Here is a 14,746-nt window from a genome sequence, read left to right as displayed (position 1 = left end):
CGTCAGCTGCGGATGGTCTTCCAAAAGCCGCACTGGTGTTCCCGGGCGAGATCGGCCGGTTCCGTCTTCCCCGGTTGCAGCGACTGGACGTGCCGGCCGGTATTGAATCGGGGCCAGGGCGCCGTGCCGTGGCCGTTGGGGTCGCCCGTGTGGGCGAACTGGGCCCAGTAACGCATCATCGTGTCCGCGAGTTGGTGCTGAGCGGGTGTGGCCGGACCGGGGAGTTGCTCGTCGGCGAAGAGATACTGCAGCTCGCTGCCGTGGAACGCCCCGGTGGGGAAATTGGGCTTTTTGAGGGTGCTGAACCAGGGAGCTTCGGCGTCGTCGAACTCGTAGGCGTAGACCGGCACTTGCCGGCCCAGGGCTCGGTCCCGATCGAGGACCGTGCACCCCCAGGCCCAGTCGCTGATGACGGCGGACAGCGCCTCGCCAGGGGACTGGAAGCGGTCTGCGGGGTAGCGGGCCAGGACGCGGGCCGCGTCGGTCGGGGTGAAGAGTGTGCGGATCTGGCGCCGGTAGCCGGCGTCGGTCGTCGTCTGGCCGGTCGCGGCTTCGATGGCCGCGGTGAACAGGCGATGTTCGTCCCGGGTGGTGCCCTGGATGATGGGGACCCGGTTGAAGTGGCCGGTGGCGAAAGCCTGTTCCGGGCTCACCGGCAGTATGCCGGCGCCGACCGTCGGTCCGGATCCGAGTCCGTCGTCAGACCACTTGACGAGTTCCTCCACGGGTTGGGCGCGCAGACAGGCCGCTGCTGTCCGGGGGTCGGAGCAGCCGACCTTGGCCGCTACGTCTAGCCCGTGCCGCTCGCGCTCCGCGCGCGGCAGCGGGAACCAGGTCGCCGGACCCGGTGACCATTTGCGTCCCGTGCACTGGGCGCTTTGCAGGATCGCCTTTTGGAAGAGGCCCGCTGACCCCGGCGCCACGAGATGCGCGCAGACGCTGGTACCGCCGGCCGACTCGCCGAAGAGCGTGACGTTCGCCGGGTCGCCGCCGAATACCGCGGCGTTGCGCCTCACCCACCGCAACGCGGCCTGCTGGTCCTCCAGGCCGAAGTTGCCCGACATGTGCCGGGCGAGACCGTGGTCGAGCGCGGGATGGTCGAGGAATCCGAGGACACCGAGCCGGTAGTTGAGGCTGACCACGATCACCTTGCCCATGCTGGCCAGGCGCTGTGCGTCGTAAAGGCTCCCGGCGCCGTTGATGAAGCCGTTGCCGTGGATCCACACCATCACCGGCAGATTGCGGGCGCTGCTGCGCCGAGGCGTGGTGACGTTCAGATAGAGGCAGTCCTCACTGCTGCTCTGCTGGTCGATGAGCCCTGCTGCCTGTGCACACCGGTTGCCGGGCTCGGTCGCGGTCCGTACGCCTGCCCAGGACGCGGCCGGCTGGGGCGACGCCCAGCGCAGCTGGCCGACCGGCGGGGCGGCGTAAGGGATCCCCTGGAACATCCGGGTGTCCGTGCCCAGGCGGCCTTCGACCAAGCCGGCGTCGGTCCTGACCACGGTGGCGGGACTGCCTTGGCCACCCTCGGCGTGAGGTGCCGCCTGCGCGCATCCGGCTGTGCCGCTGATCATGGCACCGCAGAGCAGAGCGGTCAGCAGGGCCCGTAAGCCTGGCCGCACCGTGGCCTGCGACCTGCGATGCCCTCGTGAGAGATCTTGACCTATGGGATTCACCGGTGTTCACATCCTCAAACAGTTCGTGTGGGGTCCACACTAATATAAAGTGTGAGGCACCCACAAAGTCAATGGGCCGTGGACGAGACATGGAGATGAGCCCGATGCCGACTGGTGACGATGAGCGGCTGCCGCCTGGCCTCGCCCTGGCGTGGGGGCTGACCGCCAAGCCGGGGCGACTGGGCCGAAAGCCCTCGCAGAGCGTTGAAGCAATCGTCGAAGCAGCTGTCGGGCTGGCCGACGATGAAGGCTTCGCGGCCCTGTCCATGCCGAACATCGCCAGGAGGGTGGGGCTCACCGCCAACGCGATCTACCGGTACGTCAGCTCGCGGGACGAACTGCTGGTGCTCGTCGCCGAGACCGCGTGGGGCCCGGCGCCGGACCTGGAAACCGGCACGGATCAGTGGCGAGGTGCGGCCGCCAAGTGGACCAGGGCGATGATCGAGCGATGCGACACTCATCCATGGTTGCCTGACCTGCCCATCCGCGGGGCGCCGACGACCCCGAACCTGCTGCGCTGGACAGAAGTCCTGCTGAAAGCGCTCACCGGCGCCGGGCTGAGCTCTGCCGAATCGCTAGGGTGTGCGCTGCTGCTTGACGGCTACGCGCGGCGCATCGCCAGCGCCCGCCGCGACGTGCGCAACAGCAGTGCGGCGCCCGTGCAGTCGGCCGCCGTGGCACGGTTCCTTCAACCGCTCCTGCATGAGCACGGATATCCCATCCTGGCGGCCATGATGACGCATCACGAATACGACGATGCCATCGGCGACGACGACGTGGACTTCGGCCTCACCCGGATCCTGGACGGAATCGAGGTCCTGATCGCTCGACGCACCGATACCCGCTGAACTGCCTCGCAAGAAGCGGGACATCGGCCCGACGGCCGCCGGTACCGCCGCACGCATCGACAGCCCTTGACCAGCCCCGTTGCCCCCGCCGGCAGCGAAGCCGACGCCCAGTGGTCGATGACCATGCTGATGGGACGCGGGAGAACAGCCCTGCCTCTTCAATGCCCGAGCGACCGTGAACTTCCGCATGCCCGCCCTCAGCCGCTCGGCAACAGCGTCCTAACCACCTGCCAGGGACACGATTCTGTGGGAGCGCAAGAGCGCTATTCGCGCGGTGGGTCGGGATTCGCCCCATGGACATGCGTTGACGCCGCTGGTCAGATGATCTTCGAGTGGAGCGTGCCGAGGGCGGGGTCGCTGGGCAGCTGGTGGATGACGTGTCGATCGGGCTGCTGGGGGCGGTGTTCCCGGAGGAGGCCGTGCTGGCGGCGATCGATGAGGCGGGGACGCTTGAGGAGCGGACGCGGTCGTTGCCGGCGAAGTTGATGATCTGTCTGGTGCTGGCGTTGTGGCTGGAGCCAGGCAAGGGCTATGCCCGCAGGTGCGGATGACGATGCTGTCGCCGTCGACCCGGTGGTTGACCGGACGGATCACTGGCTGCGCCCGCTGGGCGCGAGGCCGGCTCGGCCCAGGGGGATGCCGGCCAGCAGGGCCAGGGACTCCTCGCGGCCAGTTCGATCGACCGCGCCGCGGCAAAGGGGCGGGGTGCGTTCGTCATGGCAGCTCCCTGGCGGTGGATGCTGACAGATACCTGATGATCGTCCCGTATGCGGCCGCCCCGAGGTATCGGGGACTCAGATGAACTCAGCTGTCCTACGGAGAAGTTGGGCCTGTTTCGCGCGGTAAGGACGGAGCGCCAACGGGCAGCAGAAGGCGGGAGATGGCCGCACCCGCCTCGCCGGTGCCAGACGGCCACGCGCGGGACGTGCGTCGTCCCCTGACACACGTCCCGCGCGAAGCTCCGAGCCCCGGCGCGTTGCGAGAGGATCGCCCCCAGTCTCCCCCCTTGGGGTCCGCTGGCCGCAGAAGGAACGCCCGCTGGGGGCTGGCGGTGTCATTGCTCGGGATGCCGCCGTGCATAGGGCTCTGTGTGTGGCTGCCGTTTCGTCATTGGGGTAGGGGGTTTTGTGGGTCGGGGCCTTCCCAGAATTCGGGGCCGAGTAGGTCTTTCAGCAGGGTGTACATCCGCTGGCGGAAGTGGGCGGTCACGCGCCATGGGCGGGTGAAGATCCGGATCTCTGCGACGTCGCCCGCCTCGTCGAGGGTGAAGATCTCGACGAGCTGCTGCACGTGGCCATCGACGAATTCGTCGATCACGACCGCGAAGGCCGATCGGCCCTCGACGTCGAGGACGGTACGGACCTTGAGGTCGCTGAAGCTTTGCGCCGCTGCCTTGAGGACGGGGCCGACCACGGCTTTCCCTGTCGGCTCTTCGCTCAGGATGGGGGAGTACAGGATGACATCCTGTGCCAGCGGGGGAACGTGCGGATGTGCGACCCACACTGGCGACGGCCCCTCGGGGGCGTAGGGGCCGGTTCCGAGATCCGGGTCCGCGAGGGCAGGGTCGGTCTTGGCGATCGTTTCGCGCAGCAGGGCCATGAAGGGCCATGGCCGGCCGTAGGCGTCGATGGTGGTGATCAGACCCGCGGCGTCGAACCGGGCCAGTGCCACGATTTCCGTCGGTCGTCCGTCGGGGCTTGCGCTGTAGACGATTCCCTCCACCTGGTCTCCTTTGAGCCGGAGAGTGGCTTCGGGTGCGGCGAGGGCCTGCTGGTAGGTGCCCAGGGTTGCCGAGACCGCGTCGCGGCCGGTGATGCGGGGTGCGGTCAGGGGAGTGGCGAGGGAGACGTCTTCGGCGAGGGCTGCCGGGGCCTGTCCCGACAGCGTGGCATTCAACTGCTGCGACATGGCGCGCTCCTCGTGGTCACGATCAGGGCGGCCTGAGCGTCGGGGGCACGAGGTCATGCGGGCGGGCGCTCGGCGCCCTGGGGTCGCCAAGGATCTTTTGAAGTGCCGCGGCTGCACCCATGCCGCTCACCGCATCCCGGCGCCGCGGCTTGGGCCTCGCCGCACCTTTCAGCATGCGCCGGGAGTGGGGCCCGGCGCACGTCGGTGACGTGCGTAACTGGGTGCTGGCCCCGGCCGGGGAGGCGCCGGGCACTGCCGGGAGTCTGACTGGACCGTCCTCCCGTGAGCAGGTGCCCATGTGGACGACGGCGCCGTAACGCCCATGTGCCGGTGCCATCGCGCGCCCGCTGGAGGGGGGCAGCCGCGCTCGTCGACGACGTCCTGACCCACATTCAGCCGCACGCCGAGGGCCCGAGTGTCTTCCTGTCGGCCGTCCAGGACACAGCGTCGATCGTGGACCTCGTGGCCCGCACCGTCCGCGAGCGCCCAGACCAGGGCGCCGACCAGGACCAGGACCTGGCCCTGACGATGCCGCTGCGCGCCTTCGGGATGTTGCTGTGGCATATCGACGTCCACGTGGGCACGGGACCAGGCCGCCATCCCGTTCTGCTGCGTGAACGGGTCCGAGTGGAGCAGGAGTTCACCAGGGGAGCCGGGCTGCGCAAAAAGCCCTTCGGCCGCCACGCTGCAGGCGTTGCCGATCCGACGGTGGCTGGTGGGTCTGTCCGCAAGAGCGGCAAGACCCGGCATCGTGAAGCTTGGATGCCGGGTCTTGCGGGAGCGGTGCGATCAGAGGGGGCGGATGTTCTCCGCCTGGGGGCCCTTCTGGCCCTGGGTGACGTCGAATTCGACGTTCTGGCCTTCCTGCAGCTCGCGGAAGCCCTGGGCGGCGATGTTGGAGTAGTGGGCGAAGACGTCGGGGCCGCCGCCTTCCTGCTCAATGAAGCCGAAGCCCTTTTCGCTGTTGAACCACTTGACGGTGCCCTTGGCCATGGCCGTCTCCTTCGAGGGAATATGGGCCCGCACCCTGCGTGCCCGGGAGGTGATCGCCCTGGTCCAAAGAGAGACGTCGAAACGCAAGAAACGCCCGTGATGGCGATCACGGGCGAACGGAACTTCGGAACCACGACTGCTAGATCCAAACGCTACACCCCGCGGGTGGCAGCCGCTAGTGAGAAGGCGCCGGGCCGAGCGCCCGGCGTGTCGGTGTGTTCCCCAATCAGGTCACCCGCGTGCCGGACATCATCGGCCTGGACGAGTGCGACCGGCTGTTCACCCGGTTCGAGCACACCGCCTAGCGGCTGGGGACCCCGCGCCGGTACGCGTTCGACGAGATCAGTGACACTACGCCCAGTTCACCCGGGGCGAGAGCGTCAACTGGACCGGCAAGGACGCGCAGTGGTGCGCCGAGCGGCGTCTGGCTGATCGTGCGGGACCCAGAATGCCTACCTGACCGGCTGCTCTCACGCCTCTGGCGCCGCGACAGGCGGTCCTTTCGCGTTGCGGCGTGTGTTCGAGGTCGGCGGCCCGTAGTCCGTGGGGTTGGTGTGTGGGGTGTTTCGTTCACAGGCGGATGACGACGAGGGCGATGTCGTCGGTGTTGCCGGTGGGTGGGAGGAGGTCGGTCAGGAGGGTGTCGGCGAGGTTTTCGGGGGTGCTGTGTCGGTGGTGGGTGAGGGAGGTGGCGAGGCGGGTCAGGCCGGTGTCGATGTCTTCGTGTCGGCGTTCGATCAGGCCGTCGGTGTACAGGATCAGGGTGGCGCCCTCGGTGAACGGGGTGTGGGCCTGGGGGCGCGGGACGTGTTCGGGGCGGGCGCCGAGGGGTGGGTCGGTGGCCTGGTCGAGGAAGGTGACGGTGTTGTCGGGGTGGAGCAGGGCGGGTGGTGGGTGGCCGGCGCTGCTGTAGGTGAGGGTGTGGCGGTCCCAGTCGATGAAGACCGTCACCGCGCTGGTCGACTCGGCGCCCTGGACATGGCGGGCGTACAGGCCCAGGGCGTCCAGGGCGCGGGCGGGGCCGTCGGCGACGCGGCAGGCGGCGCTGAGCGCGCTGCGCAGCTGTCCCATGACGCAGGCGGCCGCCAGGCCGTGGCCGACGACGTCGCCGACGGCGACCGCGATGCTGTCACCGGGCAGGTCGGCCAGGTCGTACCAGTCGCCGCACACGTTCAGGGTGGAGGTGGCGGGCTGGTAACGCACGGCTGCCTGGTGGTGGCCGACGGGGCTGGGGGTGGGCAGCATCGCCTCCTGCAGGGCCACGGCCACTTCGCGCTCACGGGCGTGGGCCTGGCGCAGGCGTTCGTTGACTTCCTGGAGTTCACGAGAGCGGGTGTAGAGCTCGGCCTGCAGGACCCGTGACCCGTTGCCGGCGGCCGCGCTGTCGCGGGCGCGAAGCAGTTCGGTGATCTCCTCCACGCGGTGCACGATGAGCACCACCCGCCCGTCCGGGTCCAGGACGGGGGCGTTGACCGGGCTCCAGTAGTGCTCCTCCCACAGCCCGGGCCGCTGGGGATCCTCGATGTCGTAGCGGACCAGTGCCATGGTGTCGCGCTCGCCCGTGGCGACCACCCGCAGCATGGACGCCTGGGTCTCCCGCATACCGGCGGCGGCCGGATCGTTCGGGTTCTCGGGAAAGACATCGAAAATGTAGCGGCCCACCAGCTGCTCGCGGCTGCGTCCGGCCAGCCGCTGGAAGTCCTTGTTGGCGTCGGCGTACACCAGGTCCGGCGTGAGCAGCGCCACCATGCCCGGCAGGGCGTGGAAGACCGCCTCGTAGTCGATCTGCGGGTTCATGGGCTGCCTGCCTCGACTCCGACTGTCAGTGGGCTGTTCACGGTAAGAGCCCACACGCCACCCTGCCCCGGCACCGTTCCCGTCGGTTGGCCCCAGTCACCTGGCCAGCCCTGTGCCGCGGCATCGCCCGGCCCCCTTCTCCTCAAGCGGTGCGACCGGACGTGGCTTCCGAAAGCCGGTAAGGATGTGCCTGGGGCCGGGTGTCGTTCGACGTTACCGCCGGCAAGGAGCGAGCGGTCGGTTTGCGGGGCGGGGGACCGTGACAGCAAGGACGGCAGGTTCGGGGCGGTTCTTCTCGTTCAGCTTGACGGTCATGTCCCGGTCCATCACGCATCCCTCAGCGGCCTGATGGTCCAGTGCGGTCGTCAGCCGGGTGACGACGCGGGCGTGCCAGGACCGCTGCGGGGAGATCATAAAGATCAGCGCTCCATCGATCAGCTTGGTGTGCCGGGGGAGGCCGGGTGCGTTGTCGAGGTCATCGGCCTCCCACCCACTGGGCCGGGGCGGCAGCATCCAGTGCGGCAGCGCGTCCCACGCGGTCGTCATCGTGTCCTCCTTCGGGCGCCCTGGCCGGCTTGGCGATCAGTTCCGCGGGGCGGCGGCGGTGCGGGCCGTGACCGGAGCAGCGACGGGGTCGGCTGCGGCGGGGGCGCCGGGCCACCGTACGGCGCCGCTGCCTTCGCGGGTGCAGGGGTGCCGGCGGTTGCCGGGGCCGAGGCGGATCTGGATGCCCTCGTCGTCGGCGGTGAGGCGGCTGCGGGCAGGAGCGTAGCCGCACGGTGCGGGCAATGTCGTCGGCGTGTCGGCGTTGTCGGGGCGGCGAGGTCGGTGGGCGCGGTGCGGGCGGCGGCCATGTCGACGGGGCCGGGGGTGAAGGGCGCGCGGGCGATTGCGACACCCGCGGGTCCACCGTGACGGTGGGCTCGGACCAGCAGGGCGAAGTCCGGCGGCGACAGGCCGCTGGCGCGTACGAGTCGGTGGAACCAGTCCTCGCTGACGCCGGTCGCGGCGAGGCGTATCCCGTCCTCGGGCGGGGTGGCGGTGAGCGAGGCGGTGAACCACAAGAAGTGGACCGGAGCCCGGGTTTGGGCAGCGGTTGTTCAGCACGGGGGACAGCGCGGGTGAAGGTGAGGGAATCGAACGAGGCCGCCGACGTCGGTGTCGTCGCGGCTCGCTGAGGGCGCGGCCGGCAGCCCGGGCGGTTGGCTGATGTCACGCCGTCTGCTTGCGCGGGTGCAGGTCGAGTGCGAGGTGCGGGGCGAGGGCGTGCAGGAAGTCGGGGGCGTCGAAGATCTCGCCGGCGGAGGCGACGCCGGTGGTCTTGGTGCGGCCGGTCAGGACGCGTTCGAGGGCCTCGGCGACGAGGGGCGCGGTGACGGCGTAAATGTCCAGGCCGCCGGCCGTGGCCCGGCGTTCGGCTCCACCCGCGCGCACGACGACGTCGACGAGGAAGGTCTGGTCCGAGCGCCCGCTCTTGTCGGCGGCGGTCGGGGCCGGCGTATGGGGCGCGGCGACGTCGCGGGCCGCCTCGGCGGTCATGTAGGTGGTCACGTCGGGGATGGACAGGTGCTGGGGGACGGTGACGACGTCCGCCATCGTGAACTCCCCGATCACCGGCCGGGGTCCCATCGGATCCGGGAAGGTCCACTCCAGGGTGGGCGCGTCGTCGGTGCGGTGCTCCCACCGTCCGCCGCGGTAGCGCAGGCGGTGGGCGCCGCGCCGCTGGCGGGAGACCGCGCCCGAGAGCCGGGTGCCGGTGGTGGGGTGCCAGCTGCTGAGCGCGTAGGCGATGTGTGCCTCGTCGGCTTCGGTCCAGTCGCCCATCGCCGCGGTGGCCAGCAGGTCGCCGAGACCGCCGAAGAAGGCCATGGCCGGGACGATCACCGCTTGCGCGTCCCGGGCCCGCTCGCGGTAGTGGGCGAAGGTGTCGAGGTTTGCCTCGAGCTCGGCGGCGACGTCCAGGTAGGGGATCTTTGCGCGCAGCGCAGCCTCGATCACGGGGCCGGCGGTCGAGGCGAAGGGGCCGGCGCAGTTGATGACCGCCGCCGTTGCCTCCAGGGCCCGGTCCAGCAAGGCCGGGTCTGCGACCGACGCCACCCGGGCCTGCAGCCCGTGCTCGTCGGCCAGCTCCTGCAAAGCCTGCGCGTTGCGCCCGACGGGCACCGGCAGGAACCCACGCGCGGCCAGCTCCGCCACCACGAACCGCCCGGTGTGGCCGTACGCGCCGAACACCGCCACCAGCTGCCCTGACCCCATGAGACGGCTCCCGTGCACTCGAACGCCCGCTGCGATGTTGATCCGTTGCGGCTTGACACCCCCATCCTGTCCTCGCGGCAGCGCCCCGCACGAGAGTCGGAAACGACATGCCGCGTACAGTTTCGGACATGCCCACTGTCGCGCTGGCCGTCACCGACGGCATGCTCCACTACGAACTGTCCGTGGCCGTCGAGGTCTTCGGGGCCGACCTGACCCACATCGTGGACCCCTGGTACGACTTCGCCCTCTGTGGCAACGGTCCGGCGCGCGTCGGCCGCTTCCGCCTGGACAGCGACCACGGGCTCGACCACCTTGCGCACGCGGACACGGTGATCGTCCCCAGCTGGGCCGACACGGATCGCGAACCGCCCGTCGAGCTGGTCGAGGCGGTGCGCGCCGCCCACGCGGCCGGCGCCCGCGTGGCCTCACTGTGCACGGGCGCCTTCATCCTGGGCGCGGCAGGACTGCTCGACGGCAAGCGCGCCACCACACACTGGGCCCACACGCGGGAACTGGCCCGGCGCCACCCAGCGGCCACCGTCGATCCAGACGTCCTCTACGTCGACAACGGCGACGTCCTCACCTCCGCGGGCAAGGCCGCCGCCATGGACCTGTGCCTGCACCTGGTCCGCCTCGACCACGGCTCGGCCGTCGCCAACAAGATCGCCCGCCGTCTGGTCATCCCGCCCCACCGCGACGGCGGCCAGGCCCAGTTCATCGCCACGCCCGTCCCCGCCCCGGGCAACCACCCCCTGGGCGAGCTCTTGCCCTGGGCGCTGGAGCGACTGGACCAGCCGCTCACCGTAGAGGACCTGGCCCACCAGGCCGGCATGAGCTCACGCCATCTCAGCCGCCACTTCAAACACCTCACCGGCACCACACCACTGCAGTGGCTCCACACCCAGCGCATCCGCCACGCCCAGGAACTGCTGGAAACCACCAACGCCACCGTGGACACCATCGCTGTGGCCACCGGCATGGGTACCGCCACCACCCTGCGCCGCCACTTCCACCGCACCGTCGGCGTCCCACCCGACACCTACCGCCGCACCTTCCGCACCCAAGAAGGAGAATGAGTCCAAGGACTCGTAGCCGGAGGTTGCCGGCGGGCCGTGACGCACACCGTTGCCTTCGCGCGCCCAGCTGGGGAAGAGGCTTTGACTCTCCAGTGACTGGAGACAGCAGAGTGGGGGCATGGACGTTACGAATCTCTACTCGATCGGGGAGCTCTCCCGACGGACCGGCTTGCCAGTGAGGACAATCCGGTTCTACTCCGATTCGGGGGTGGTAGCGCCGACCACCCGAAGTCCCGCCGGCTATCGGCTCTACGACCTGGACGCACTGCTTCGTCTGGAACTCGTCCGCACACTGCGTGAGTTGGGCATGGACCTGGCCACGATTCAACGGGTACTGGACCGCAAGCTCTCCATGACAGAAGTCGCCACGGCGCACGCCGACGCCATGGACGTCCAGATCCGGACGCTGCTCCTGCGTCGGAGCGTGCTGCGAGTCGTGGCCAGGCGCGGGTCCAATCTGGAGGAGACCAAGCTCATGCACAGGCTCGCGCAGTTGTCCGGCGAGGAACGCCGACGTTTGATCGACGATTTCGTGTCTGGCACCTTCCGCACCGCGGATGCCGATTCGGCCGCGGTGGCCATGGTGGTTGCTGCAACCCCCGACCTCCCCGATGATCCGACCGGCGAGCAGGTCACCGCCTGGGTGGAGCTCGCCGAGCTGGTCGGCGACGAGGATTTCCGTGCCCGGATGCGCCGGATGGCCATGCGCCAGGCCGCCGGGCGTCCGCTCGACATCGAAAGGGATGCCGGCGAGGAACTGACGGAATTCACCCGCCAGAAGGTCGCCGAGACCATGGAGTCGGGCATAGACCCGCTCAGTGACAGGGCCGCACCCGTCATCGACGACCTCGTGCACCGCTTCGCCGAGGTGTTCGCGCGCACCCCTGACACGGAGTTCCGACACTGGATGGCGCAGGAGTTCGAAGAGGCGCACGATCCTCAGGTGGAGCGGTACTGGCGCCTGGTATGGATCGTCAACGACTGGCAGGTGGTACCGAGCCTCATCCCGGTGTACCCCTGGCTCATCCAGGCACTGCGAAAGGACCGCGTCGCATAGTCACCGCAGTAAGGACCGCTCCCGATCCCGGAATGAGACCAAAGGGCGGCCCGCGGACAGGGCGCCAGGGAGTCCGACGCCGGCGTGTGATGACCCACTTGGACTCCTCGCAACGGCACGGTAGGTCCGGAGCGACGACGTGTTGAAGGCATCGCCGCATCTGGCTCCGTGTCGTCCGGCCGCCGGATAGCCCCCATGCTCAGTGACGCTCAGCGGTGTCGGCCCCGCTCGGCTACGCCTCGAAGCGGCGTTGCTGCGGCGCGCGGGCCGGGACTTCTGGCGCCCGCGCCTGGTGTGCACGCTGGCGCTGCGGTCGGGAGTCTCGGGCAGGCCGGCCCAGGCGGCGTCCAACGCGGCCTCGTCCGCCTGCCCGCCCCGTGGCAGGCGGGCGGGCGGGGCTTTTCAGGTCTTTGTGGCCGTCGTGCGCTTCGTCGGCTCCATGACGAGTACCGGCAGCGGGTCTGCCGGTGCTCAGGCTCGGCCGGGCGTCGTGCACGGCGGTGGGGTGGAGCCGGCTGCGCAGGGCGGCGGGTCTGCGCGATCGGCGGCGTATTCGCTGCTGTGACCGTGACGCGAATCCCTGTGCGCAGGGTTCGCGTGCGGTGCGCGGCCATTCGGGGGTGGTGCGCACGGCGCTTTGCGGACCCCGCGGCTGCTTCAACTGATGCGTAGTAGGCAGCTGATTGCGCAGGTTTGGCCGTGCCGTCTGCGCACTGCTGCGACCTGCTGTGGTCCGGTCCGTGGTCGGGGTTGAAGCCGGTCGTGGTCGGGGTGGGGGGCCTGCGGTTGTGACTGCGCAGGGCGGTGGTGGCCGGCTGCCGGAGGTTGGCTTTCTGTGTGTCGCACAGAGGGAATCGGACGTTGAAGCTGGTGGGAGGGGTGTCACTCGTCCGGGTGGCTTCTGGTTACTCTCTGTCGTTTTGAGGGTGATGTTCATGGGACAACAGCCTCCATTTCACGGGAGTACCCATGCGTATCCGTATCGCAGTCGCTGCTACCGCTCTCGGCGCCTTGGTCGTCTTCGGTGGCGCGGCCGCTGCCGCCGCTGACACCGGTGACGAGGGGACCAGCAGCCAGGTGGACCAGGACTGGCAGGGCCCCGCGTTCGATGACCAGCCCGCCGCGGGTCTGGGCACCGAAGGGGACCTGGACCTGGGTCAGAAGGACAGCTTTGGTGGCGCTGACGCCACGTTCCTGAAGTAGAGCAGCCTGGTGAGCGGGGCCCGGCCGCCGTCAGAGGGGCGGAACGGGCCCCGTCCGCCTTGTGCGAACGGCCCGAGAATGCGCTCAGCGGTCAGGGGGACTGCCAACCTGCCGTTCCATATCTGGGTAAACACCCGTCACATTGCGCAGGGTTCGGCCGCATGGGTCTGTGTGGTGCTGTGACCTGCCGTGGGGCCGGGTCGTCGATGGTCGGGCCGGCTGGGGGAGTGGTCGGGCTGGGGGATGGCGCTTGATCGCTGATGAACATGGGGGGCGTGCCCACCCCACGCTTGCTGGAGGTGCCCCGGAGCCTCGTCCGCGCGTGTCACTGTGTCTGGTGGCGGTGCAGCCGTCCGTGGTTGCGCCACCACGCCACTTTCCCGTCGGGTCCGCGCACGAAGTCGGAGCGGGTGCCGACCGGTCTGCCGTCGGGGGTGAGGTCCAGCGCGAAGTCCTCTCGGTAGAAGGCGACTTTGACCTCGCTGGTCTGGTCCTGGACCGCGTCCTCTTCGTCGGGGGGGACTGCGGCCTTGCCGGCCGGGCCGTGGGCACTCTGGGTACCGCGCAGCCGTCCGTCGTGCCGAGTCAGTTCGATGACGGCGTCCTCCACGGCGCCCTCGTCATTGATCCGCTGGGCGATGTAACGGCCCTCGTAGGGTGCCAGTTCCCGACCGCTCATGGCGGTGGACCTGGCCGGCAGGTTGGTCACCCCGGCGAACCGGCTGAGGGCCCAGTCGTCGGTGAACAGCTCGTCCCGGAGCCGCGTCCCGCCTTCCGAGTTGGTCAGCAAGGTCAGTGCGAAGCCTCGGCTGGGAACCATCAGGAAGCCCGAGATCTGACCCGGCCAGGTCCCGCCGTGCTGCACGATCCGGTCTCCCTGTGCCGTCGGACGCAGCATCCAGGTGACTCCCATGCCGTCGAGTTCCACGACCAGCGTGCCGCCGGGGCCGGGTGTGGAGCGCATCTGTTTTAGCGATGCCCTGCTCAGCAGTCGTGTGCCGCCGTCAGCCGTACCGTCCCCGAGGTGGAAGCGGGCCCAGCTCAGCTGGTCGCGCACGCTGGAGATCAGGCCGCCGGTCGGCGCGAGGCTGCGTGGCTGGGGCCAGAAATCCGGATCCAGCACGGCCTTTGCGTCGACGACGTTGTGTGACGCCGCGACGTTGAAGCCCACGATCTCATCACTGGAGAAGCGGGTGTGGTCGAGGCCGAGCGGATCGATGACCAGTTCGCGCACCGCCGCCTCGTAGGCCGTGCCGGTCACCACCTCGATGATCCGGCCGGCCACGCACAGCGCCGCGTTGTTGTAGGCGAACACCTTGCCGGGGGCGGTGAGTTGCGGCAATCGGGCCATGGACGCCACGAAGCGGGCCAGCGCGTCGTCCCCGGGGCCGAAGTCCTGGTAGTCGTCGCCCAGCCACCCGGCGCTGTGGTTGAGCAACTGCCGCACGGTGACCTGCGCCGACGCGTACGGGTCGGCGACCGCGAAATCGGCGAGGTAGCGGCGCACCGGGGCATCCAGCTCGACGTCGCCCCGCTCGACCAGCCGCATCATCGTCGTGCCGGTGAAGGTCTTGGTGGTCGAGCCGACCCGGAAGACGGTGTCACCGTCGACCGGGACGGGATGGTCGACATTGGTGATGCCGTACCCCTTCACGTACTCCTGGCCGTCCAGGAGCACGCCCACCGCCGCTCCGGGGATCGAGTACGCCCGCATGGCCTCCTCGATCTTGGCGTCCAGGGCGCTGAACGGTGAGTTCCCGGTAGCGCCGGTGCCGCCGCCGCGGACAGCGGAGCGCGGGGACGCGGCCGCCGGCGCCGCCGTCCCCAGCGAGACGCTCGCGCAGCCCACCGCTGCCGCAGCGCTCAGAAGGCCGCGGCGAGACCACCGCGCGGGGCCGACAAGTCCAGAGGGCGTAGAGCGCACGGTGTCGG

The 14,746-nt window shown here is 69.7% G+C and carries 13 protein-coding genes; 5 read left to right on the top strand and 8 right to left on the bottom strand.

Annotated features, from left to right (window positions below):
* Positions 1-2: 2 nt before the first annotated feature.
* Positions 3-1,574, bottom strand: coding sequence for a carboxylesterase/lipase family protein (locus tag ACGFYN_RS38465; RefSeq protein WP_393870622.1), 1,572 nt, complete (start codon positions 1,572-1,574; stop codon positions 3-5).
* 191 nt (positions 1,575-1,765) lie between these two features.
* Here ACGFYN_RS38465 and ACGFYN_RS38460 point away from each other — a divergent pair, with 191 nt between their 5' ends.
* Together ACGFYN_RS38460 and ACGFYN_RS38455 are read left to right on the top strand one after the other, a co-directional pair.
* On the top strand, positions 1,766-2,524 hold the full coding sequence (locus ACGFYN_RS38460; RefSeq protein WP_393870621.1) for a TetR/AcrR family transcriptional regulator: 759 nt from the start codon (positions 1,766-1,768) through the stop codon (positions 2,522-2,524).
* A gap of 332 nt (positions 2,525-2,856) precedes the next feature.
* Positions 2,857-3,075, top strand: coding sequence for a transposase domain-containing protein (locus tag ACGFYN_RS38455; protein WP_393870620.1), 219 nt, complete (start codon positions 2,857-2,859; stop codon positions 3,073-3,075).
* A gap of 556 nt (positions 3,076-3,631) precedes the next feature.
* On the opposite strand, the gene ACGFYN_RS38450 is transcribed toward ACGFYN_RS38455, so the two are convergent.
* The 6 genes from ACGFYN_RS38450 to ACGFYN_RS38425 all read right to left on the bottom strand — a co-directional run bounded on the left by ACGFYN_RS38450 (position 3,632) and on the right by ACGFYN_RS38425 (position 9,478).
* Entirely contained in the window at positions 3,632-4,432 is an 801-nt protein-coding gene (locus ACGFYN_RS38450) for a hypothetical protein (RefSeq protein ID WP_393870619.1), read from the bottom strand.
* 789 nt (positions 4,433-5,221) lie between these two features.
* Positions 5,222-5,425, bottom strand: a complete 204-nt coding sequence (locus tag ACGFYN_RS38445) for a cold-shock protein (protein WP_393870618.1) — start codon at positions 5,423-5,425, stop codon at positions 5,222-5,224.
* A gap of 570 nt (positions 5,426-5,995) precedes the next feature.
* On the bottom strand, positions 5,996-7,222 hold the full coding sequence (locus ACGFYN_RS38440) for a PP2C family protein-serine/threonine phosphatase (RefSeq protein WP_393870617.1): 1,227 nt from the start codon (positions 7,220-7,222) through the stop codon (positions 5,996-5,998).
* A 213-nt stretch (positions 7,223-7,435) separates the two neighbouring features.
* Entirely contained in the window at positions 7,436-7,768 is a 333-nt protein-coding gene (locus ACGFYN_RS38435) for a Uma2 family endonuclease (RefSeq protein WP_393870616.1), read from the bottom strand.
* Between the two features lie 36 nt (positions 7,769-7,804).
* On the bottom strand, positions 7,805-8,011 hold the full coding sequence (locus ACGFYN_RS38430; protein ID WP_393870615.1) for a hypothetical protein: 207 nt from the start codon (positions 8,009-8,011) through the stop codon (positions 7,805-7,807).
* Between the two features lie 423 nt (positions 8,012-8,434).
* Positions 8,435-9,478, bottom strand: coding sequence for a saccharopine dehydrogenase family protein (locus tag ACGFYN_RS38425; protein WP_393870614.1), 1,044 nt, complete (start codon positions 9,476-9,478; stop codon positions 8,435-8,437).
* Between the two features lie 128 nt (positions 9,479-9,606).
* Here ACGFYN_RS38425 and ACGFYN_RS38420 point away from each other — a divergent pair, with 128 nt between their 5' ends.
* From ACGFYN_RS38420 to ACGFYN_RS38410, 3 genes are all read left to right on the top strand, one after another.
* Entirely contained in the window at positions 9,607-10,554 is a 948-nt protein-coding gene (locus ACGFYN_RS38420) for a helix-turn-helix domain-containing protein (RefSeq protein ID WP_393870613.1), read from the top strand.
* A gap of 118 nt (positions 10,555-10,672) precedes the next feature.
* Complete coding sequence (locus ACGFYN_RS38415; protein WP_393870612.1) at positions 10,673-11,611, top strand: MerR family transcriptional regulator; 939 nt, start codon at positions 10,673-10,675, stop codon at positions 11,609-11,611.
* A 969-nt stretch (positions 11,612-12,580) separates the two neighbouring features.
* Positions 12,581-12,814 carry a hypothetical protein gene (locus ACGFYN_RS38410; protein WP_393870611.1) on the top strand — a complete coding sequence of 78 codons (234 nt, stop codon included), beginning with the start codon at positions 12,581-12,583 and terminating at the stop codon, positions 12,812-12,814.
* 325 nt (positions 12,815-13,139) lie between these two features.
* On the opposite strand, the gene ACGFYN_RS38405 is transcribed toward ACGFYN_RS38410, so the two are convergent.
* On the bottom strand, positions 13,140-14,663 hold the full coding sequence (locus tag ACGFYN_RS38405) for a serine hydrolase domain-containing protein (RefSeq protein ID WP_393870610.1): 1,524 nt from the start codon (positions 14,661-14,663) through the stop codon (positions 13,140-13,142).
* Positions 14,664-14,746 lie beyond the last annotated feature (83 nt).

Origin of the sequence: Streptomyces sp. NPDC048419 (assembly GCF_043200415.1) — a bacterium.
Taxonomy (GTDB): Bacteria; Actinomycetota; Actinomycetes; order Streptomycetales; family Streptomycetaceae; genus Streptomyces.
Note: the sequence above shows the minus strand (reverse complement) of the source record. Positions and strands in the feature narration are given on the sequence as shown.

Excerpts from the sequence above, each read along its gene's own strand:
- ACGFYN_RS38465 (WP_393870622.1), bottom strand. The coding sequence starts at position 1,574 with ATGATCAGCGGCACAGCCGGATGCGCGCAGGCGGCACCTCACGCCGAG.
- ACGFYN_RS38460 (WP_393870621.1), top strand. The coding sequence starts at position 1,766 with ATGGAGATGAGCCCGATGCCGACTGGTGACGATGAGCGGCTGCCGCCT.
- ACGFYN_RS38450 (WP_393870619.1), bottom strand. The coding sequence starts at position 4,432 with ATGTCGCAGCAGTTGAATGCCACGCTGTCGGGACAGGCCCCGGCAGCC.
- ACGFYN_RS38445 (WP_393870618.1), bottom strand. The coding sequence starts at position 5,425 with ATGGCCAAGGGCACCGTCAAGTGGTTCAACAGCGAAAAGGGCTTCGGC.
- ACGFYN_RS38440 (WP_393870617.1), bottom strand. The coding sequence starts at position 7,222 with ATGAACCCGCAGATCGACTACGAGGCGGTCTTCCACGCCCTGCCGGGC.
- ACGFYN_RS38435 (WP_393870616.1), bottom strand. The coding sequence starts at position 7,768 with ATGACGACCGCGTGGGACGCGCTGCCGCACTGGATGCTGCCGCCCCGG.
- ACGFYN_RS38425 (WP_393870614.1), bottom strand. The coding sequence starts at position 9,478 with ATGGGGTCAGGGCAGCTGGTGGCGGTGTTCGGCGCGTACGGCCACACC.
- ACGFYN_RS38420 (WP_393870613.1), top strand. The coding sequence starts at position 9,607 with ATGCCCACTGTCGCGCTGGCCGTCACCGACGGCATGCTCCACTACGAA.
- ACGFYN_RS38415 (WP_393870612.1), top strand. The coding sequence starts at position 10,673 with ATGGACGTTACGAATCTCTACTCGATCGGGGAGCTCTCCCGACGGACC.
- ACGFYN_RS38410 (WP_393870611.1), top strand. The coding sequence starts at position 12,581 with ATGCGTATCCGTATCGCAGTCGCTGCTACCGCTCTCGGCGCCTTGGTC.